Here is a 22,312-nt window from a genome sequence, read left to right as displayed (position 1 = left end):
CTAAAAAGCTGAAAGTTGATTTCTGTCTTTAAGCACATGAAGGATCGCATCACTCAACGACAGACCTTGTGCCCGGTAAGCTCTGATTGCACCTTCATCCTCTGGATGACTTGAATACAGTAACTTCTTGAAAGGATTGAGAATCAGCCTTCCTATGCCAGAACCTTGCCCGGTAAGAACAAGGGCTTCGGAATATTTACCTTCCACCGTATGGACACTTCGCAATAGCTTGTAGCCTTCCGGTGACAGTGGTAGCCGTTGCTGTTTTTCCAGCTCGTTAATGGTTGCCACTTCCTGTTTCAGCAGGAACTGAGTGGCACTGTTGTCCAGCGCGGCTTTGCCTGCCGGGGTTTCATAAAAATCCTCAATACGCTGGGCTGCCATAAGGTTTGAGCCGTTAAAGCGACGAAAACGACGGAAGCCGTGTTCGATAAACAGTGCGGCTCCCTGAGTGTCCCGCATCAAGTTCCAGGCTTCGTCAATCACCACCAGTTTTCTTCGGTTCACATCACCAAAGTACATAATCTGCTGGATTAGATAAATCAGCTCCAGAATCACGACTCGTTGAAGGTGCTTCCGGCTGTCCAGATGGCGCAGTTCCAGCACAGTAAACGATTGGTTAATGTCCAGTGTATTGTCGTCACAGAAAAAACGTCCGTATTCACCCTTGGAGGTAAAGGCACTAAGCTGAACCGCAAGATCGGTAATACGCTCATCAGGGTGTTGCCGTAAGCGTTCCTGTAACCCATCAATCGTACTGCCAGTGGTTTCCTGCTCCCACAGCTCCCTGATCTGCTCTCTTAAACTGGCTTCCTGATAAGGCGTTAATGGTTCCCTCGGTGAAACCATCGCAATAATCAGAGCCAGCAGAATATCGCCTTCTTCCTCGTAGTCATGCACCAGTGCAAAAGGATTCATGCCAATGGTGCTGCCCTGATCAAAGTCCAGAAACAAGCCATCAAAGTGCTGGCAGAGTTTTTTGTAGCCTTCGCCTATATCCAGTGTCCAGCATTGCCCGCCACGAATCAGGACATTGCTGATGATTTCATTGACCAGTACGGTTTTTCCTGCCCCGGAGGTCGCAGCAATAATAGCGTTATAGTTGCTGTTGGACTCAAACATGGACAGGTTCATTAACTGCCCACGCCGGGACACCAGATTCAGCAATACTTCCTGATGACCAGACCAATCATCAAACAGTGGCAGCAGTGACACCGCATGACGGGTCGCCACTGTCTTCTCGTGCAGGGCAAGGGTCTGGGTGGCTTTCTGGGCATTGCCGGGTAAGGTGTTCAGAAACATGGGCAGCATGAAATACACATCTTCATAGAGCATGAATCCCAACTCACGGTAATAGCTGCTGGCATTGGACGACAACATGTCGGCTTCTTTCTGACTGTCGCAGTACAGCACCAGCGTAAAAGTCAGTTTCAGAGGTGCATCGCCCTGGTTCAATGCGCCAAACAACAAATCAAAATCTTTTTTGCGTTCCATCAGCCGCGGTTCAAAACGGGTAATCGGGCTGGATGCCTGTTGGATGGCAATCCGTTGCCGGTTATTCAGTGAAGTCTGAAGCTGGCGCACCGGCGGGAAATGCAGTAACACATGAATCTGGGCGTAGCATTTGATGCCCCGGTGTCCGTTCTGGCTGTCACCCATGTAATTAAAAGCCAACCCCAGAGCGGCAAAAGGCGGTAGCTGTTTCGCAACCAGCACTTTGACAAAACGTTGCTTCTGCCCTGTACCCAGAACCAAATGATCAGGGTGAACTTCCAGCGGTGTATCAGGATCAAACACCTGTTCATTCAGGGCATGTTCCGGTTCAGCAGCAATCTGGCTGAGCGCCCAGCGTCCCTGTTCAGGATGGTTGACCAGAATCATACTCAGTCGCAGCCAGTCATTCTGGCTCATGGGAGCCGAAGCCAGGCCTGCGGTTTCAATACCACCGGCAAACGTCTGTCGTAGCCGCTTAACCCTGAGCATTTCTTCATCACTGGGAGACCGTTGTCGCAGCGGAACTTTCACGGTCATCCATAAAATACCCCGCCGCAACTTCTGGTCATTGGTCATGGGCTGGTGAACCCCAGCCCGTAACTGCCGGATATTCTGGTCCAGCATGGCAGCAAAAGCAGAGTCCACATGCCCCTGTAGAGCCAATAGCTGCTCTATGGTCTGCATCAGGTCGGGGCTTAATACCAGTCCACACTGCATCAGGGCATCGTCCGGCCAGTCCTGATTGAGCAGTCCATTAAGGCGGTCATCCAGACCATTGTCCAATCCACTCATGGTCATGCAGAGAAATCCAAAGAACAGGTGTTTGTCGTCGCATAAAAACACATGACTGTTCGGGTCATAAGCTCTGGCAGTCATTAATGAGTCGGAAAATTGCTGAGGTTCCGGTGTCGGAACCGGACGCTTGGCAAACATGATTTTAATCTCAGTTGTGCTATGTTCACTGTGTAGAAAACAGAGATGCTGTCCGGTAAATCGGGTGGCGTAGAATCTGTTTTCATCCCTGAAGGGAGGTGAGTTATGAGTCTCTGGCAGCGTATCAAGCGGTTTAGTCGTAGCTTTATGATACTGGCGTTAAGTTGTCTGGTGCTGGAACAGGTTTGGTATTCAGTTGTAGTTCAGGGTTATTTCTTGGGTGTCCTGGTTTCGCCTGTATTTTGGGGGATTTTCTCTGTCGTGTGTTTTTATTTGCTGTGGCGATTTGATCCTGACTTCTGTATTGACATTTTTAAAGAAGAGGCTGATAAAACTGTAGAATATCATTTACCCTATGAATCCAATTTCATGAGTCCTAACTACTCACGTAAGCACCGCGAACTTGTCATGGGAGAATTTGCTTAATCTGGCTGGATGATTTTAGAGATATCATTTTTCGTTTCTCTCATAGCCCTTGTAAATTTGCCGGAGCTTTCTTGGAAGCGACCTACATCATGACCAAACAACCTTTGGCTGTTTTCCTTTTCCCGTGCCTGCAGCTGCTCTTTAACGCCTGAGCCAATATGTTCAGGAGGCATAGAAGTATCCAGGTAGTTGCCTTCCTGAGCATAAAGTTCCTGCCCTTTGAGTAGAGAACTAACAGACTGATCATATGCTTTCAGTTCTGGCTGATAAACACGGTTCATTTCGCCAATCAAGGACAAAGCTGAATGAGTGTGCTCGGGGTGGTCTGCTGCATGGGTCAAATGGTTAAATGCGTGCAAGCCCAGTGTTGCTCCACTTTCTCCCCAGCCACGACTGATTTCAGCGATTGCCTGCCCTGAGCGATGGCTCCGGTCTTCAGGTTCTGTACTTCGCTCGTAACTTGGGTCGCGGTCTTTAACCAGTGATGAAAACAGGCTTGCTTGAGTCTGTGTCAATCCATACTCAATAGCTTTATCGAATGCTTCACTGGATGTCATGCTCAAACCTTTTCCTTCAGTAGAAGGATTCCTGCCAAAACTGGATTGCGTTAACAAACCTGTCACCTGAGACTTATTTTGATCTGACCGTTCGAACCTGCCTGATAATGATTGACTGCCACTTAGGTATGAACCTGTCAGTGACTTCGCTCTGTCTGTCTGAAACCTGCTTCCAGAAAAATGCTGTTCTACATCATGTTTATCAATGGCTTTGGGAGTCGTTAACCTGCCAGATACATTCTCTGATACTTTCGGTAACTCATTCTCTTTCAACTCTTGATTAGCTAATGGGGTTGCGGTTTGTTTGCTGGTTTCTGATAGTCCTGCTTGTCCCAGAGCTTTACCCAACCGTTCAAAATTTTGCTGGGTAGGTGTATTAATATGGCTAGCCACCAGTGCTGCTGCCAATGCTTCTTTTGAATTAGCAAACTGCCCCTGAAACCGCTGTATGTTGTTGTTTACTGATTGATTGAAATCAGAGTCATAAGGTACATTTTGCAAAGTGGACATGGCCGCATCAGATGACGCCAGCTTATTTGCCCAAACTGCCGGAGCAGTATTCAATGCTTCACCTAATTGGTGCTGAAGCTGACTGGCTTCTTCATAACTTTTTTCGGAACTGAGGGATTCTTGTGCAGACTGTTGATATTGCTGGCTATCACTGACGCCCAGCTCCTTTATCCAGCTTTCCGAGTGACTATTACTGGCATCCATTGCCATCGCTTTATTGATCCGAGAATCCCAGTTTTGTGAAAAGCTTTCCTTGCTTACATGTTCCATAGCTTCCTTGAAATTAGTCTGCTGTATTTCCTTATTAGAACCTTGTTGATTTCTGGAATAATCGGCTTTAAGGCCTGTAATGTTTCCAATAATACTGCGGCCAAGCCCCCCGCCAGTTTCCATAACCTTTGATACGGCAACATCTCTGGACTGCTGTGAACTTAGCCCAAAATCTTTTTTAATATCCCTCGCCATATCATTCACCAGCTGAGCCACTTGTCCTTGACTGGACGACAGACTATCACTGAATTGCCGCATTTCTTTGGCATCAATACTTTCCCCGAAGCGTTGATGGAAAGCACTGGTTGTCGCCTGACTGAAAGCCAACCCCGCACTCTTTCGGGCGGCATCTTTGGACTGAACAAGGTTTGACAGCTGACTGCTGGCAGATAACGCTGGAACCACCTGATCAATCTGCCCTCGGGTAGCTCCCTGCTGTGGAGCAATACTCCAGCCAGCCTGCTGACTGATCGCAGAACCCGGCATCAGAACATCCGGTGTAGGAATCTTCTCGTTAACAAAATCACCACTTTGCATACGTCCTGCCAGATGGGTTGCGGTGATGGCACTGCCATAAAGCAGCATCAGTACCAGTGCAGGCGTTGAAGCTGCCATCATGCCTCCGACACCCAGCCAGTATTCCAATATCGGTCCCGCCTCCATAATCCCGCTAAAGCTGGTGAGGGGCGCAGACATATTTGCCATTGCACCCTTGGCGACCATGGAAATATAAAGGTTGTTGATGGCAAGTACAGGCATCCAGAGCTGAATCCATAACAGCAGCATCAGGTATTTAAACGCCAGCCGCACACCGAATAATCCGACACAAACCAGCAATCCCATCAGTGGTGTTACCGCAAAAACAAATCCCTCGATATAGGCCATCATTGCCCGCATACTGCTCAGGAACAGGTGCTGTTCACCTGCCCATTGTGAGTTCCTTTGCAGCAGAGCTTGTTGGGTCATAATGGCCGCCTGTGGTTGCTGCATCTGCTGGAGTCGTTCTACAGTGGCATCGTGATAGATGGGGAGCAAAGCTGAAGCCATCAGGAAGTTGCGGGAGGATTCAGCCTGTTCACTTAATGCTCTCAGGGATTCACCCAGTGAAATACCCCGTTGACTGCTCAACTCTGTCTGTAACTGCTGGTCAAAGAAAAGCTGGGTTTGTTGCCGTAACCACAGAAATGCTTGGTTGCAGGTGACATTCTCCCCCTGTGATTGTGCGGTTTTAAAAATCAGGGTTCCGAAGACTTCTGACGGGTATTCCAAGCCGGACAGTATATTGGGGTTATCAAACACGTCCTCTATGGCTTTACGGTTCTGATCCAGTCCGATCAAGGTGCATTCCTTAATGTAGTTCAGCCATGACTGGGCAAGATGCCTGTTGGTGTGAAACCGTTCCATCGCAAAACTTCTGGCTTCTATCATGCGAACCAGGCTGGACATATAACCACTGCGGGTTAGTCGTGTGGCATCCGTCGTATGGAAGGTTTGTTCAAATGTCTCTGTCAGCTTCCATGTCAGTGATGACAGCATGGAAGCGGTCAGCGCAATACCAAAAGGCACATCATCGACCTTGCGGTTGGTATCGGTATAAACGTCGTAAATATCCACGTCGATACCCTTGTATCTTTTACCACCGGCAGGCAAGCCAAAGAGTGCCGAATAAATCAGCAGGCTCAGTAACAAGTGCTGAAAAGCCGGAAACTTACCCGCGATCAACCCTTGCAAGGCCAGATAAAACGCCCCGATGGTAAAGCCAATCTTGATGGTCATGACAAAATCGGGATTACCGACCATCATCACAAGGCCATTCAGAATGGTGTAGAGGAAATTTGCATCCCCAATGCTGTATACCGTTTCCATGATTTGTAACCCCTACTGAGCTACTAACTCACCGAAAAGCCTTACAGTTAAAGGGATAGCAAATAGTAGTGCTACTATATCCGCCTACTATCAGGCTGATTTGACCAGATTGTTGAAATTGAAATAGTAGCAACATCATTATCCATTGGCTCTTCGCCCCGGATCCACCATAAAGAACTAAAAATATTAGCGACTACCGAGAAAATGGATAAATTTCAAAACCGTCATCAATTTTATTACAGAAAACGTAAAGGTGTGCATAATATTCAGCTAAAAAACTCATGAAATTATGCTTTTTATCGAACCACACCTCTCCTACATCTGGATCAAAAAAAATGGCGTCAACATCACCAATCCAGGCAGAAACTGCGTGACTCGAACTCCCTCGGAAATAAATAACGGCATAACACTGGGTAAACACAACTAATGCTTCATAAATAGCGCCAGAAGGTGGTTGTTTTTGGATGTGTTGGACGAATTTATAACTCCATCCTCCTACAGTCTTAGAGGAGCTTGCTTGTAAAACGTTATGATTAATAAGGACAGGAGAAATTCCTTGACCCATCAAGAAGTTTTTGACGCTTTCAACCGTCGATAAACACTGTTGAAGATAGCCCGCCTTATGCCAAATGGTTACATCCAAGTTTGCATCAGATTTTATATGATTGGAAAGGCTGCCCTCATGAGCATGGTAAACAATCCATAAAGTGCTGAGTGCCGTACAAACACCAGGCATATAACGTTTCAACTCTTGTATAGAGGATAACGGCTCGTCTTGAGAGAACCTCCAGGTGATATGCCCATGATGACGATTTACTAAATCAATAAGCCATTCTTCAAAAGTCATTTTCTTATCCGAACACAAGAATGTGCCATTCGACTCTCAAGTTTTTCTTTGACCGAATGAGCAGCCATGTGAATTCTTACGCTGGTCTCGCTGCTTCCACTCAGGCTTTAAGGCTTCGCAGAGCTTTCATCGTAGCAACAGGAGGCTAGCTGAACCAAGCTTGGAAGATGCAACTGATTTCTTCTTGATGTTTGACCTTAATCTGTGCAGTGTGGGCAAGCGCCTCCCGCTCCCGTTGACGGGTGCGCAGCCATTGGCTGTGCCACTGATTCGATTGCGCTTTGAGCTCTATGTACTCCATTTTGCTTAACGTTGCTCGCGCATAAGCAAAAGGTGTTTTCACGATATCAGCTTCAGTGGTAGTGGAAAGAACTGAAGAAAGCATTCAGGAAATATAGTTGAACATGGTCAAATAGTCATGCTTCAGATGGGTTCACCGAATGCTTACACTATATCCACCTACTATCAGGCTGATTTGATCGGATTCTTGAAGTTGAAATAGTAGCTATTTCGGTGTTATTACCATATCTGTCACTGGTGGGTTGACTGAGAACTGGAACGATACTTGTGGTATTTCTGCGCTTCATACTGGCTGCCCTGATAGCGTCCCTGTTGTGCCACGGCCAGCATATGGCGGTAATCCTGAATAAGTTCACCCCAGCGACCATAGCGTTGTCCCAGCCGGTGCAGTTCCTGCTGTAGCTGCTGCCGTGAACTTCTCAGCGTTGTCTGAAGCTGCTCAGAAAAAGGATTCAGGTCGCCTTCCATGTTGACCAGCGCCTGCGCCACCTGATGCAAGTCTTCAATAAACTGATGCACGATGTAAAAAGCGATATGGGGTGCAGCCTGAGCTATAAACTGTCTGGCGAGTTGTACATCGGCTGTAGTCAGGTTTCGAATCATTCCGCCAGTGCCAACGGGCAGGCTTTGTAAAACCGACAAAGGTCGTACGGAGTTTGAGGTTCTCGATAAAGCACTGCCTGCATTCTGATCCCAGTGGTCAGCCACCGCATTCAATAACTGGATTAGCTGCTCTGACAGGCCGGTAATCTGCTGGCTGTCTTGCAACGACAAGGATAAACATTGATCACGATCCTGACAGCGATACAGTCTCGTCTTCTGGCTCCCATAAATCAGATCTTCCACTTTCAGATGATTCCCCACGTAGGGAAAAATGATTGGATTACCTTCACCATTCATGGATACGACAACCGTTCCGGTCAGACTCATGACCGCTTCCCGAAAATCCGGACTGCTGATAGCGGATGACTTTTTCAGGACATTCCAGACAAGATTGCCCGTCATCCGCTGTTTACTCTGTTCACTGGCGGACTGGCTCCAGGCTTTTACCGGATCACGGTTCGCCAAGCCCGTTCCGGTAAAAGCCTGAAAGGTATCAGCCACATTGGCACGACTGATATTCAACGATGCGTCGGTCTGAAACTTCTTCATAGCCGCAGGCATGGGCAGGCTGTTTACGATGCCTTGCCCCATCTGGCAGGAATTCGAGAAGAGACTGTTCAGGTGCATAATCTTTTCCTGCAGGGCTTCAATATGCTGGTAGGCTTTCTCGTTCATGGCACTGATGGCCAGACCCAACAGATAGCCGGAAGCGTTACCGGCAATATCCCGGATCAGCTTGTTGAACTGCTCACTATTGATAAATGAGAACGATCCGCCGTATAAATCAATACCCCCACAGCCTGCACTAAAGTTGGGAGGGACAAAGCCGGTCAGGTTGGTTTCATTGATCGAGGTTCTGGCATGAAATGAGCCACCCGTAATCACACCGCGTCTCTGGGACTGATAAACCGCCGGAGAACTGGAAGATGAGAGAGTGTTAAGCATTTTGTTCAGTTCCTGCTGAAGCGAACTGGCGACAGAACTACAGGAAATCAAGATCAGCCATAAAACCAGAAATCGGTTCATATCATGCCAAAGGTAATAATGCCTGACTTTCATCGGTTTCTGCCGGAATAGTATCTGTCTGATCCATGACCTGATGTCGGACAGAGCGATATTTTTTATTGCACTCAAACAGCACTTTGGACACTTTTTGCATCCATGTCATAATATTCTGCTGGTGTTCCTGACGGGAAATCTGTTTCAACAGCCACTGCTTATCAAAAGCCTGTACCACTTGATCAAAGTGATTCAACAACTGCTGGCAGCAAAGTAACTGCGGTGTAGAGCATTCAACAGACACATTTTTCGGGTTCGAATATTTCAGGTTAATGTTATTATGAGGCAGTTTTTTTCGGTCTTGCTCTTCGATACAGACCAGTAAATCATCATCAAGGTCATCAAAGGCTTCTACAATCTCGTTGATGGTCTGCCTTACGGGCTCATCAAGCTCCGGCTTATTCCTGAACACCACTTCAAGCATATAAAACATGCCTCCCAGGTTATGGGTCAGCCAGTTTTTCATGCTCTGTGCCTGACGGGTTTGCAGCTCAAGTTCAAATTCGATCACGGGACGGGAAGAATTCATTTAAAAGCTCCTGCACCCCGGGTTGCCTCCCATCTTCCCGGAGTGCCTGTTTAGGCACGCTACCGCTCATCACCGGCCGTAGGCGCATTAGGCAAATACAATCCTGTAGTTTGATTTCAGAAAAACGAGAGGGCACCTTCGCAGATGATGAAGTAAATCAGGGACTAAAAAGCAAAGAGTGAGAAAGCATCAAATAGCGTTCGATGCCAGAACAAGAGATATTTACACGACAATCGGTAGATACTGCATAGAAGCAAAAATGACAGTAAAACCAAACAGAGCAGTTGCCATGCAAGGGGAATAGAGTTGTTCGCCATGATGCACCTCAGTTGTGTGCTCATGCCGAAGTCATGAACTCAGCTATATTTAGCTGGGTTTTGGCTTTAACGGCAATCGTAATGGTTTGATGTCCAGACTAAACAGGTTAACTGGCTCCACCCAGTTAGCTGTACTCACTACAAACTCCCTGTGAATAGTGTTCAGAGTTATTTAGCACAGTGATCAGTCAGAAGCACGGCGTGTAGTACTAGAACTATCGTTTATTTCTGGCATAACAGAGTCAGAGCTATGAAATATCATCAAGCAGGTTCCGCAGAATCAGAGTCTTTGCTGCCTCTCGAAATCCGCAGGGTGCCTGAGAAGTTAAGTGACGGAATAGAAGACAGGTGGCAGTGGTTTGACTATGCAAGTCTTTGGTCTGGCATAGTGATCTGCGTGTCTGGCTACAGCATAGGCACTTTACTGGTCATAAAATTTGGCCTGACGATCCTGCAGGCCCTAACCATGCTTGCAGTATGTGGTTTTATAGCCTTTTTACTCAGTCTTCTAACGGCAGCGCCAGGTTATGAGCATAGAACCAATACAGTGGTTCTTTTATACAGAGTATTTGGCAATAAAGGGGTCATATTGCCTGTAACTGTCAGGATGATGGTTTGTTGTGGCTGGTTTGGAATACACAGTCTGTTTGGTGGAATGGCAATAAACCTTATTCTATGTTCAGTATTTCCTTCATGGATGCAGCTTGGTGGAGCGGGTGAGGTTGTAGGCTATTTCACCTTTATTTTAATAAATCTTATAGTCTTCAGACATGGCATAAAATCCCTGATAAAGCTCCAGTGCTTCTGTGCTCCGCTATTGCTCGTTATTGGAGTGCTGCTGATCATTTGGGCTAACCATACGATTGACTTTAACTTCCTCAAAACTGCCCAGACAGAGCCTGCTCAGGTAAGTGATTTGATACAAGCTGGTGTTATTGTATGTGGTAGCTGGTTTAGCTTTACTTTTTTTATGTCAGACTTTAGCCAGTTCAGCAGAAGAAAAAGTGATTATATAATAGGGCAGTTTGTGGGGTTCTATTTAGGTAAATTATTGTTTGGCGCATTTGGAGTTCTACTGGGTGCGGCATCTTTGAAAATTACTGGTTTATATCACTTTGATATTGTCTCCCTGATTAATGAGGTGGGCAGTCCGGTAGCAAGAGTTCTAGGATTAGTCATAGTTCTTATGGCTACTTTAACTACTACTGTAGCTGCATGCCTTGCAACATCTTCATTGGATCTTGAAAGTTTAGTAACAAAAATAACAAGACGTCAGGCAATGTTAATTGTTTCAATTTTTGCCACTCTTGTTGCTCTTCCACAACTTTTATACAGGTTGGAGATGATTTCATACGGTGGGTTAATTTCGCTGTTTACTGATTTCTTAAAGGTTTATTCGAGCGTGATTAATGGGCTTATTGTTATTTTTCTTATAAATTACTATGTTCTGAACAAAATAAATGGCACATCATTTAAAAGTGTTAATGACTACTGCTGGCAAGAATGCTTGTTGAGTCTGTTGCTAATAGCTTTTACTTTTTTGTCATATCTTTCTGACAAATATAATTTCATTTGCTTTTATTCAGGTTTTGTAAATATCTTCGTGGTTTTTCTGGGATATCTGTTGTTCGGATTGATAAGAAATAAGAAACAAATTATGTGTAATGGATGAGAGGTTTATGAATAAATTAAAAGAATATATAGCTGTTGAGTATTTTTCTGGTTTGCTGAAAGTTCTGGCATGCCCAGGGGATAAATTGCCTATAAGGGTTAGTTATTCATTTTCATTTTTATACCAGGAGAGTGGGGTCAAAGTATTTTTATGGCCAATTAATGATAATGCAGGAATTACGCCATCTATTAATATTAGATGGCGAGGGGAGTATGGTGTCATCTATCAGTGTAAATTAGTTATAAAAATTGATACAAATGGCTATACCGAATTTATTTTATCACCAAAAGGACTAAAAGTGGTTAAGCTGACAAGCATGTTAGCAGTTGATACTGAGGTTGATTTTGTAGGGGATGTAGCATCCATGGAGAAAGTTTATCATTATCTTTATATTTCTAATAATGCATTGAATCTGTACACCAAATTGTTAAAAAAAGATGATGTGATTGATGAGTTAGAAAATTCTGAAGTGCAGGAATTGAAGAAGCTAACTGAAATTTTGAGTTGTTCTATCCAAGATAAAAATGTTAACAAAGCAAAAGAAATTCTCTCAAGGTTGTCAAAGTGGGACTTTAAATTATCATGTATTTAGGGATTTTGCTTTTTATAATCGACGAGTTTTTTTATATCTATTTGGCGACGGAAGTCTTCTACAAGTCTTCCTTCTTCAGTGAATACAGCATCATTAATCCAAAGTTGAGTTGGCTCTGCGATAAACATTTTTCTCTTTGATATGAAAGGTTTGGAACTGCGAACTAACTTTTCAGGACTTATAGTTTTTCTCATGCACTCTTTGGAGAATTCAAGCTCGTCATTGTCAGTAATTTCTCTTGCTATGCCTTGTATATAAAGTCCTTTTCCTTCATATAACGAATCTGATGAGTCAAATACTACAATGAAAACGTTAGTATTATCCTGTATGTTTAGAGAATGTACAGAATTTTTGGTGGATGCCCAATAAAAATTAAATTGATCATCAATGGCAACATGGACGGGTGTGTTCCAGGGGTTACCATTCTTTCCTGTTGTAGCTATTACTGCATACGGAACGGTCATAATTATATTTAAAATAGTTTTGTAATCATCTAGATAATCATGCATAGCTCTTTTCCTGTCAGATCTTTAGGCAAATAAAGATACCATTGTTTTTGAATAGCGAACTCTTTTAGCTGTTCTTTATTGTCAACATTTAACTTGAATTTCAAAGTGTCGAGTTGTGCGTATATTGTTCTAATGCTTTTGTTGCGAATATATGCAATCTGTTTTTCATTAAACCCTATAAGGTATAGAAACAGGCTAGTAAACATTGCATCACCAATACCATCTGGTGATCCAATAGTCATAACCATATCGGACAGAGTTATTTTATACTCAGCTTGTATCTTTTTCTGCTTTTCTATAAAAATGCGGGATAACAGTTTTGCATGACCATTCAAACCAATGACCAAATCATTTTTTATTATCGGTGAGATCGTACAAATGCTCGCACGATAGCCCTTGTGATATTTACAATAATGTACGCCAAAAGTAGAAACAGCCTGCCTGGATACAATAGTTCGATTGTCCTGAACTTCAAACCGATCCGAACAGCACTCAAAGATTTTGTTAGGAATTGCAGAATAATGCCTGCTGACAGCATCAAATTGTTTTGCGTTAAGGTCATACCAGTTATACCAAGCTGGGTTTACATAACAGAATTGATGATCAAGATTGAGAATGGCATGCATATCACCGGAGTTATCCATCTTCTTCCGGTCAGTATTATTAATATCCATGTATGGTTCCTCACTGTAAATTAGTACGGGCAAGGGCATGAGGCTGCTGGTTTTGTAGGGGCTCATGAAATCAGAACAAAAGTTCTAGTACAAAATTCAGGTAGCTATAAAATGCCTGTGCTAAACATTTACTTGAGGAAGAGCAGACAAGTGGGTGGAGCCACTTGTCTGCGGTTAAGCTGATTTCGACTCATCGTTGCCGTCAAAGCCACTTTTCAGCTCCTGCTAAATATAGCTGAATTATGGCTCTGACATAAATTTTGGAGTTTTTAACATGATCTATTCTAGATTGTCCTGCTCAGTTAGCCAGCTGCTTTTCAACACAAAAGCAACTGATTAATTAAGATCAAATTTTACACCACTATAACCATTTTCAGCTTCAGTTTTCTGTGTGCATCATGCCCGCAGCCTCCCAGCTATCCAACAATACTTTTCAGCAAGCCCGTTTCCTCACCACTCCACAAGACAGCATTTTATGCACTGACCCCACAGGCTACCTACAGGAAAAACAGCTCAGCCTGGAATTGATGCAACAACTGGTGGGACTGAGAATTACCCAGGACCAGTGGTACGGAGAATGCCTCGAATACCCACTGATGAATACACAGGGACAGTTATGCGGCTATGAACGGATATACCCAAGGAGCGTATTACATAAACGATGTCCGGAACGTTTCAGTCCAAGTGACAACAAAAAAGTCACCCGCCATACCCAGACTTCAAAGGGTTTTGCTCTGGTGGGGATGAGTATTGCAGAGCTGCCTGACTATTTAGGTACAGTAAGAATCGTGGGAGGGGTAGCCGATAGTGTCAGCGTTTATCTGGCAACAGGTGAACCCGTCATAAGTATTGTTGGAGAGAACAATGCCGCGTCCATAGTGTCGCAGCTAACAGAGCAGTGGCCGCACCTGAAAAATCAGTGGGTGGTCGCACTGGACCACGACCTGCCAGGAATCTTTGCCTGCCAGCGAACGGGCTACCAATGGCTTGTACCTGAGCAGTTTGGCGATGACTGGAGTGATGTACGACAGCGTGAAGGATTAGCCGCTCTTAAACAGCAACTATTACAACCTGCACGACCACCACTGGTTCCGGTTGACCTGCAAACCGTCACAACAAATTCACTGCTTTCAGACAGAATCAGTGAGCAGAATTTCAAGCAGGCCATAGGTACTTTGCAATCGGTTTGTTCTGAATGCCCAGTTCAGGCCGTCAGTGCTGCCCTGAAAATCATTCAGCGGTTCCACCATCTGGTGCCAGCCCGGCTGTCTGAGCAGCAAATGATGGATGCAATCAACATGGCCTGTCGGTTCTGTGTGCATCCTGACACGCTGAAAGCCCTGTCCCATAAACTGTACGGCTATCGTCAGCAACAACTGGACGTCGTTCGTCAGAATGATTCGTTTTCACCAAAGTTGATCCAGTCTCTGGGGACTCAATATCACCGGATCACAGACAGCATCAACCCAAGAACCATTGATCTGAGTCCAGAGCAGTTAATTTTTATCAAAGCAGGGCATGGCACCGGGAAAACCAAAACCGCCAGAGCGCTGGTTCATGGTCTGAGCCAAAATCCGGAAGCCCGGATTTTATCGGTCAGTGCTAACTGTGCGCTGACACAAGAAGTAGCCGAAAGCTTTGGACTGGATCATTATCAAAGCCTGCATCCAGAAAATGCGGCGACGGTTAACAGATTGGCAACGACGGTTCATAGCCTGAACAAGTTACAGGTAACTCCGGTCTATAAAAACTCTGACGGTTCCATCAAGAAAATAGATGTACTGTTGCTCGATGAGATTACCCAGATACTGTCGGCGTTTACCAGCGGTAAAATCGACCGCCCGGAGGCAGTATTTTACACACTGCTGGACTTGATCGAAAAAACCATCGAAAACAGTGGTGTGGTTTTGTGCATGGATGCGGATTTATCGTCAGACTGCCTTTGGCAGTTCCGTGAATGGTTCCCACACCTATGCGACAGAATGGAGGTGTATGACAAGCCCTTTGAAGACATTGATATCAAGGTAGGCTTTGGCACAGGAATCAAAGCCAGAAATGCCGCTATTGCCGACTTGCAGGATCGGATCAAGCTGGGACAGATTATTACCGTGGCTTCCGACAGCAAAAAGCTGGTCAATGACTTGCGGGAGCAAGTTGAGCAGAGCAACCCAAATCTGAGTTGCCTGTCCATTCATGCCAATAACAGCTCACACCAAGAAGGTAAGTTATTTTTACAACAGCCCGAAACAGAAGCCCCGAAATACTCTATGGTGCTGTATTCTCCTGCGATTGTGGGCGGTTTGTCTGTTACCAGCGTTAAACCGGATCATTGCTATGTCTTCAGCTACAACAAACTGGATGCCCCGGCCATCATGCAGCAGATGTTCCGTTACCGCAAAACAGAGGAATTTACCGTGATAGGGGATTTAATGCCGCCCTCCAGAGATTGCGAGGACTTCTTACAGCGGATTCACTGTCTGGAGCGTATGGCGGGATTTGATGCTTCAAAACCTGCTTATGCCAGTGACTATGTGGGATTTGTCGAGCGACAAAGAGCCAGTAAAGCAAGGCTGTTAAAGATGGGTGCCAATGCTCTGTGGAATTATCTGGAGCAACGCAAGATTACGGTAACGCCATTGTCTGAAAGCCAGAATCCGGAGGATGACAATAGCGGTGTTGCCGACGAGTTAAAAGCTATACGACAGAAACACAGGGAAGAACTGCCCCGAAAATTAGTTCAGGCAAAACGGCTGTCTGAAACGGAGTATCAGCAGCTTTCCAGTCAGTCCTTAAAGACAGAAATCGAACAATTAAGCTGCCAGCGTTATCGAATTGGTCTGGAGCTGGGTATTGATGCGACACAACTCACTGAAGACGATTGTGATTTCTGGTTGGACATTGGCGCGAGAAAGTTCAGTCGGGCTTGCATGACGCCCTTTGCCAATAATCTGAGCCTTGCAGCCCATGATGACGACAGAGATACACCGCTTTGCCATAGGAAATATGAGTCGCTGGAGCAGAAATACCTTCATTATCTGACTGAACCTCTGCGCGATAACAACGGTTGGCTGAACGAGTGGACAGAAACAGAAGCTCGGCAGGTAGTAGACAGGGTGATGCAAATAGAGAAAGAGTTTCCATGGGCGTTAAAGCGGCTGGGGTTAATTCCGGCTTCCATGATTCAGGGAACAGGGCAGTATCAAAAGGTAGTGCGCCCGAAACAGCCCAATCGCTATATTAGCTTTTTGTTGAACCAGTTGGGTCTGAAAACAGAGTCAAGACAAGTACGAATCGGTAACGGGCAGAGGGCGCGATACTACCGGTTTGAGCTGAAGTCTTATCAGCGCATGATGCATTATATTCAGCTCAAAGCCACAAAACAGGGGATGAACAGGGTGTCACAGATTAAAGGGAAATTATATAAGCCGGAGGCTTTGGGGCAGTCACCAGAAACATTTGCTAACTGGCATGAGAGACGTTGGAGCTGTATAGCCAGGCAGCCATCAACGGGTAATGATACAGTTGTACAGGGAGCCTTAAGAGCCATACAGAAAACAGAAAGACTGAGGCTACGGCCACAAGTTGGTTTGCATGGTGATGCCAAGAGTCATTTTGAAAACTTCTGAGCCTTGTCGGCTTTCAGTTTTTGTAGAATCTGATTACGCCCAAAGACCTCTGCAAAGGCTTTGGCATCGTTTCCAGCCTTATTGGTCTGGGCTGTGTCACAACCTTCTTGCATTAAGCGATAAGTCATAGAGAGTTCACCACGGAATATGGCGGCCATCAGGGCAGTATTACCCTTGTTGTCCTGCAAGCAAGGGTTGGCACCTATTTTCAAAAGGTAGTCAAATGCATTACGCTGGCCATTGTAAGTGGCTACCATCAGGGCCGTATATCCTTTTTGATTACTGGCATCCACAGGAAAACCAGCCTCCGCAAATGTGCTTAATACTTCGGTGTTATTGGTGCGGGCTGCGGCAAAAAAGTAATCTAATAATTCATTAGCCTCTTTTTGGCTATTGCTGCCCCATGTACTCAGTGACACAAAAAGAATACTAACCAGAGTCAGTGTACGGTTCATAATTCTATCCGGAATGATAGAGGCTATAGAAACATAAGCCGTTCCAAATAGCCTCATTTCAATCAATACGCCTTAAATAACGGGTATCACATGGCCACCAGATTTTTAACTTTTCTCAGGTCACCACCAACAGCTTTGGCCAACCGGGTCCCATAGTTTTTGTCTGCCTGATAAAAGTGGCTCAGCATAATGTGCCTGGTTTCGTCGTCCCTGACCTTTCCAAGATCACCGGCCAGATTACTGATCAGGTTATCTTGCTCTTCCTTGCTGAAGCTTCGATACAGTACACCAGCCTGGGCAAAGGGTTGCTGCTTGCTGATGGCTTTCTGTTGGTAGTTTCCACTCAAAGGCATTGCACTATAGCGCCCTTCCAAACTTTCTGTTCTTGGGTCAAGACGGCTCGGCTGGTAATTAACATCGGATGTCTGATTACCCTGGTTGCCCTGACCATCCTGATTCCAGTTAGTAACAGGAACTCTGGCACGGTTTATGGGGAGTTGCTGATGGTTGGCTCCCAAGCGGTACATCTGGGTATCGGCGTAGGAAAAAACCCGGCCTTGTAACAGGCGATCTTCCGATGGTTCTATACCCGGTACAAGATTGGCCGGTGCAAATGCTGACTGCTCAGTTTCCTGAAAGAAATTATCCGGTACCCGGTTCAGCGTCATAGTACCCACTTTGGTTTCCGGAACATCCAGCCATCTCTTGGTTGCGTCGAGAGGATTATAGTCAAAGTCATTTAACTGAGAGGGGGATAGTACCTTAACGTACAGGTCCCATTTGGGGTAGTTTCCTTTTTCGATAGCAGTATACATATCACGAGTCGCATGACTAAAGTCTTTGCCTTGTATCTCAGCGGCTTCACTGGCATTCAGATTGTTAATGCCCTGCTGGCTCTTCCACTGGAATTTAACGTAGGAAACTTTATTCTCCTCATTAATCATTTTATAGGCATGTACGCCAAACCCATCCATCTGCCTGAGATTAGCCGGAGTTCCGTAGTCAGAATAAACCCAGGTCAACATATGAGTAGACTCTGGCACGTGGCTGAAGAAGTCAAAGAAGCGGTTAGGGTCCTGCTGATTAGTCACAGGTGAAGGCTTCAGGGAATGAACCATATCCGGAAACTTAATCGCATCCCTGATAAAGAATACAGGTAAATTGTTACCTACCAGATCCCAGTTCCCGTCATCCGTATAAAATTTGGTGGCAAAGCCTCTTGGATCACGGAGAGTTTCGGGAGACCCCTTTCCATGAATGACCGTTGAAAATCGAACGAATACAGGAGTTTTTTTGCCTTTTTCAAAGACAGAAGCAAAGGTTAAGTCAGAAATATTTTTGCTGGCAACAAACTCACCATGAACACCGGTACCACGAGCATGCACTACACGCTCAGGAATACGCTCTCTGGCAAAGCGTTGCAGTTTTTGAATCAGTTGAACATCCTGAAGGAAAACTGCGCCTTGCTCCCCAGCTGTATAGGAATTCTGGTTATCACCCACCGCTGCACCATTATCCCGAGTGAGCGTTTCAGCCTGAGTGCTGGCTGCAAAGATAGTCGAAAATAGAATGCTGTATTTAAAAACCTTCATAAGGTCCCCCTTTCAAATAAATGCTGCCATCTGATAACGGCGCTGATACAAACCATTGTGAGCACACCAGCACTGGCAGTATTTTTTTTGTTTTTTTATAGAAAGGTCATTACAACAGTAAAGCGACAATGTTTATAATTTGCTTTGGATATGTCTTCAATAGATAAAATCTATTAAACGAAAAACGGAGGCTAATTCATGGAGAGTAAGGCAGCGGAACTTCTCCGCCAGCTTCTCGCAAAATTCAGCATGAACCTCTCAGCTCACTGAGCTTCCATCAGGCAAACCCTCCACCATTTCAATCCCCCAGTGTGCAAACAAATTCGGGTATTGCTCTGAACCCCTGTCAGTGACCTCCAAAATATTGAGAACCTGCTTTAAAGCCGTTGCGTCAAATCCGGTAGCCAGCTCAACACGAAGCCAGCCGGTGCTGACAAGGGTGATGCCTGTTTCCGGTGTTTTTTGGTGTTGCGGCTCTTGTGCGACAGAAGCAGAAATCAAAGGCTTTGGCTCTTTTAATCGAGAGCGGACTGAGTGATCCTTTGATTATCGAAGCGTCTTTTATGGTAGCCGAATGTTTTAACCGGGAGTTCATGCCTGCGGGCATATTCGGACTGGGAGAGCCCGCTTTTGTTCCAGGCTCGGATATGGTGTTTCCAGAAATCGGTGGGGCGATGGGTTGTCATGGCAACTTCCTGAATGTTTGGAAGCATTAGTGTTCAGGATTTTACAGAGGGGTAGTAGATGTAGTTGGCCTGACGCTTACATATAAACTCGGGCTTGTTTCCGTTAAAGGCTTGCGGATCAGGTTTCATCATCCTCGGTGACTCGCCCGGTGCGGATCCGCAAGCCGTGATGAAGTGGGGGCTGGAGGTTAGAGGCCTCAGGCTACCTGATTTATTCGAAAGTTAACTTATATACTTCTGTTCAATGTTAAAAATGTATAAAGAAACATTTGTGCTTTCTACATGATATTTGTACATTGCCTTTGCTCATACGAGCATACCTTTGGATTGAGCAATGGCAAATATGAAAGAGGCCCAACTGAGCATTGAACAAGGGAAAAAAGAGCAACTTGTTCAGAAGTTAAACTCCGTTTATTGCGAACGGGAAGCTCTTGAAAATCTTATTCGAGCCTGCCAATGGAACACCCAAGGCAGCAGGTCGGCAGAATTTACACAAATCCTCTCGGCCGTTTCTCCTGATACGCAGAATACCCGACAGCAAGGGCAGCAAACTGTCCAACCTTTTACTCCGTCAAATGAAGTGGCTGAGAGAATCAGCATGATGGGAGCAAGAATTCCATCAACTTATCACGATTTGAGTGAATATTCTAAGATTGAGTCTCCCCCACAAAGTACTGATGTGCAAAAAAATGCTGATTACTTGGCTAAAGTTTGTGAGCAGTTCTCTCAAACTACAAGGCAGGCGATCCAAGCAGCGCAGCAAGCTCATGATGAAGTGACTGTGCAGGCACTCGCAGAGCAACTTCACCCAGCCGAACAATTAGCAACTCAACTAAGACGATTCCAAAATTAACCTTGACTTCTGTGCTTCAAAGGAGTGAGGCACAGATCTCGCTTTTTCCGCATAACACCTGCTTCAGCCGCGTGCCGAAGGCACGTCAGGGTAGTGAAGCGAGCGAACTGAAAGTGCTTGTTGAACCAAGCCGCTACGCGGCAAAAATCACAAAATTGACTTTCTAGCCCGAATATTTCATGAAAGAAGGCAAGTTCTGCCCAGTCACTTGATATGATTGGGTCGACCAAAAAAATGCTTCGGAAAAAGCAAACCGGAACTTGCCATGACCAAATCTACACAAGAACAACTTCGTTTTCACCCGTCAAATAGAAAAACTGTCCGTGCAGACTTCAATGGTGGGGAATTATCCTCTGATTTTGGTGCATTGCTGCTGCGGGAAACCATCCTTCACAGTAGACTCATTGAGAAGTTGAGCAGTGCCATCAACGACAGACGTCATCAATCCTATATTGATCATCCTTTGCAAGACCTTCTGGTCCAGAGAGTCTTGCAAATGGCTTGCGGTTATGAGGATGCCAGCGACAGCAATCATCTGCGTAAAGACCCTATGTTCAAGCTCGTCACCGGACGGAACCCGCTGGACAATGATAATCACCTTGCGTCAGCGTCCACTTATACAAGACTGGGGCAGTCTATGACCCGGGCAGACATTTACAGGCTCGCCAAGGCACTCGCAGAGCACTTCATCAGCAGTTACGAACTACCTCCTGCAGCAGCGATTATCGATCTTGACCATACTCCTGCTATTACTCATGGCAGTCAACAGATGAACCTGTTCAATGCCAAGCCAAGTATCAGGATTACTGTTATCTACCTCTGATGATTTTTGAGGGACTCAGCGGCAAGTTGATTACAGCTGTTCTTCGCCCGGGAAAAACACCTACAGGTGAAGAAAATGCTGCCATTCTCAAGCGAGTCATCAAGCTGATCCGTAAAAGATGGCCGAAAACCCATTTACCGGTTTGTGGAGACAGCCACTTTACCCAACCAGAGTTGATGCAGGTTGTTCAGGATGCCCCTCACTCCGACTATGTGCTGGGTAAAGGTGCACAGGACACAAGACGGCCTTGCGGCCTAAAGCCAAAGAGTTGCTGGATGAAGCACGGAAAGCTCTGAGGGTTAAAAACCGGACTGGCAAAATTGAACAACATGCCGCAGCCAGAGCGCCTCAGACTTTACGGGGGGCAGAATATCAGGCCAAAAGCTGGAAAGGGCTAGATACCCGGATAATCTACAAAGCAGAGGTCAACCAGAAAGGCGACAATCCACGCTTTATTGTGACCTCGATTAAGGAGGCTTCTCCCGAGAAGATATATGAAGAACTCTACTGTCCCAGAGGACAGGATGAGAACTTCATCAAGCATCTGAAAAGTGATTTGTCCGGTGACCGCTTGTCAGACCAGAGCTTTTTGGCGAACCATTTGAGAATGTTTTACGCCTGCGCTGCTTACGTTCTTCATTATGAGCTGAGAACCAAAGCACTGAAAGGTACGGAGCTGGAAAAAGCGCAGCCATCAACGGTGATCACGAAGCTCTGTAAAGTTGCGGTCAAAGTGGTTGAGTACAAAGACCGGGTCAAGCTGCACTTACCTCGCAGTTATCCATTCAAGGGGCTTTTGCAGCATATAACAGAAATCTTTTATTCAATGCCGTTGCCTCGACCGAGATAACCAGCTGCACGAACTCAGCCAGCCCCAATAGCGACCAACTGAGAGAGTGCTGGGGCATTCTGTTGTTCTGAAGAAGCAGGAACTGACTAAAAAACGTTCGGATTCTAGGTGGAGCCAGATTGCCATAGCTTTTTCATGGACAGTGAAGCAACAAACCTCCGGAAAAGCCAGAGTGAAACGACCTGACCGGAGATTATTGCTCTTTTATGAAATATCCGGGCTAGTTGTGTCTGAAGGATAGGTCTTTATGGTCTATCGAAATACTTGCA

The 22,312-nt window shown here is 45.6% G+C and carries 17 protein-coding genes and 1 pseudogene; 6 read left to right on the top strand and 12 right to left on the bottom strand.

Annotated elements, in window-relative coordinates; translation table 11 throughout:
• Window positions 1-2,427: a type IV secretion system protein TraC gene (gene traC, locus NX722_RS13950; RefSeq protein WP_262568519.1), complete on the bottom strand. Its 2,427-nt coding sequence runs from the start codon at window positions 2,425-2,427 to the stop codon at window positions 1-3.
• 105 nt (window positions 2,428-2,532) lie between these two features.
• Between traC and NX722_RS13945 the strand changes: the two genes are divergently transcribed.
• Complete coding sequence (locus NX722_RS13945; RefSeq protein ID WP_262568518.1) at window positions 2,533-2,853, top strand: hypothetical protein; 321 nt, start codon at window positions 2,533-2,535, stop codon at window positions 2,851-2,853.
• Here NX722_RS13945 and NX722_RS13940 read toward each other — a convergent pair.
• The 5 genes from NX722_RS13940 to NX722_RS13920 all read right to left on the bottom strand — a co-directional run bounded on the left by NX722_RS13940 (window position 2,850) and on the right by NX722_RS13920 (window position 9,394).
• Window positions 2,850-6,056: a conjugal transfer protein TraG N-terminal domain-containing protein gene (locus NX722_RS13940; protein WP_262568517.1), complete on the bottom strand. Its 3,207-nt coding sequence runs from the start codon at window positions 6,054-6,056 to the stop codon at window positions 2,850-2,852. The genes NX722_RS13945 and NX722_RS13940 overlap by 4 nt on opposite strands.
• 193 nt (window positions 6,057-6,249) lie before the next feature.
• Window positions 6,250-6,903 carry a YopT-type cysteine protease domain-containing protein gene (locus NX722_RS13935; RefSeq protein ID WP_262568516.1) on the bottom strand — a complete coding sequence of 218 codons (654 nt, stop codon included), beginning with the start codon at window positions 6,901-6,903 and terminating at the stop codon, window positions 6,250-6,252.
• A 145-nt stretch (window positions 6,904-7,048) separates the two neighbouring features.
• A complete protein-coding gene (locus tag NX722_RS13930; protein WP_262568515.1) occupies window positions 7,049-7,246 on the bottom strand; it encodes a hypothetical protein in 198 nt (65 codons plus the stop codon).
• A 188-nt stretch (window positions 7,247-7,434) separates the two neighbouring features.
• Entirely contained in the window at window positions 7,435-8,751 is a 1,317-nt protein-coding gene (locus NX722_RS13925) for a conjugal transfer protein TraH (protein WP_262568514.1), read from the bottom strand.
• 82 nt (window positions 8,752-8,833) lie between these two features.
• Entirely contained in the window at window positions 8,834-9,394 is a 561-nt protein-coding gene (locus NX722_RS13920) for a hypothetical protein (protein ID WP_262568513.1), read from the bottom strand.
• 567 nt (window positions 9,395-9,961) lie between these two features.
• On the opposite strand from NX722_RS13920, the gene NX722_RS13915 reads away from it, so the two are divergent.
• Both NX722_RS13915 and NX722_RS13910 read left to right on the top strand, forming a co-directional pair.
• Window positions 9,962-11,383 carry a cytosine permease gene (locus NX722_RS13915; protein ID WP_262568512.1) on the top strand — a complete coding sequence of 474 codons (1,422 nt, stop codon included), beginning with the start codon at window positions 9,962-9,964 and terminating at the stop codon, window positions 11,381-11,383.
• A gap of 7 nt (window positions 11,384-11,390) precedes the next feature.
• Window positions 11,391-11,975: a hypothetical protein gene (locus tag NX722_RS13910; RefSeq protein ID WP_262568511.1), complete on the top strand. Its 585-nt coding sequence runs from the start codon at window positions 11,391-11,393 to the stop codon at window positions 11,973-11,975.
• Here the strand turns inward: NX722_RS13910 and NX722_RS13905 are convergent.
• The gene (locus NX722_RS13905) at window positions 11,972-12,484 is read right to left on the bottom strand and encodes a pyridoxamine 5'-phosphate oxidase family protein (RefSeq protein ID WP_262568510.1); all 513 of its coding nucleotides are present in this window, start codon (window positions 12,482-12,484) and stop codon (window positions 11,972-11,974) included. The genes NX722_RS13910 and NX722_RS13905 overlap by 4 nt on opposite strands.
• Entirely contained in the window at window positions 12,469-13,158 is a 690-nt protein-coding gene (locus NX722_RS13900) for a helix-turn-helix transcriptional regulator (RefSeq protein ID WP_262568509.1), read from the bottom strand. The genes NX722_RS13905 and NX722_RS13900 overlap by 16 nt, the downstream gene beginning before the upstream one ends.
• Window positions 13,159-13,556: 398 nt before the next feature.
• Between NX722_RS13900 and NX722_RS13895 the strand changes: the two genes are divergently transcribed.
• On the top strand, window positions 13,557-16,784 hold the full coding sequence (locus NX722_RS13895) for an AAA family ATPase (RefSeq protein ID WP_262568508.1): 3,228 nt from the start codon (window positions 13,557-13,559) through the stop codon (window positions 16,782-16,784).
• Here the strand turns inward: NX722_RS13895 and NX722_RS13890 are convergent.
• From NX722_RS13890 to tnpA, 4 genes are all read right to left on the bottom strand, one after another.
• The gene (locus tag NX722_RS13890; RefSeq protein WP_262567730.1) at window positions 16,766-17,239 is read right to left on the bottom strand and encodes an ankyrin repeat domain-containing protein; all 474 of its coding nucleotides are present in this window, start codon (window positions 17,237-17,239) and stop codon (window positions 16,766-16,768) included. The genes NX722_RS13895 and NX722_RS13890 overlap by 19 nt on opposite strands.
• 86 nt (window positions 17,240-17,325) lie before the next feature.
• On the bottom strand, window positions 17,326-18,831 hold the full coding sequence (locus NX722_RS13885; protein WP_262567729.1) for a catalase: 1,506 nt from the start codon (window positions 18,829-18,831) through the stop codon (window positions 17,326-17,328).
• Window positions 18,832-19,089: 258 nt separating this feature from the next.
• Window positions 19,090-19,332: a hypothetical protein gene (locus tag NX722_RS13880; RefSeq protein ID WP_262567728.1), complete on the bottom strand. Its 243-nt coding sequence runs from the start codon at window positions 19,330-19,332 to the stop codon at window positions 19,090-19,092.
• Window positions 19,333-19,346: 14 nt separating this feature from the next.
• Window positions 19,347-19,517 (bottom strand): IS66 family insertion sequence element accessory protein TnpA, encoded by a 171-nt coding sequence (gene tnpA / locus NX722_RS13875; RefSeq protein ID WP_262567727.1) that lies wholly within the window; start codon window positions 19,515-19,517, stop codon window positions 19,347-19,349.
• A gap of 334 nt (window positions 19,518-19,851) precedes the next feature.
• Between tnpA and NX722_RS13870 the strand changes: the two genes are divergently transcribed.
• A complete protein-coding gene (locus NX722_RS13870; protein WP_262568507.1) occupies window positions 19,852-20,370 on the top strand; it encodes a ferritin family protein in 519 nt (172 codons plus the stop codon).
• A gap of 265 nt (window positions 20,371-20,635) precedes the next feature.
• Window positions 20,636-22,043 (top strand): annotated as a pseudogene (locus NX722_RS13865) (IS1380 family transposase).
• Window positions 22,044-22,312 lie beyond the last annotated feature (269 nt).

The sequence above is a fragment of the Endozoicomonas gorgoniicola genome (genome assembly GCF_025562715.2).
GTDB classification, from domain to species: Bacteria; Pseudomonadota; Gammaproteobacteria; order Pseudomonadales; family Endozoicomonadaceae; genus Endozoicomonas_A; species Endozoicomonas_A gorgoniicola.
The sequence above is the reverse complement of the archived record's forward strand: the minus strand, read 5'-3'. Positions and strand labels throughout refer to the sequence as shown.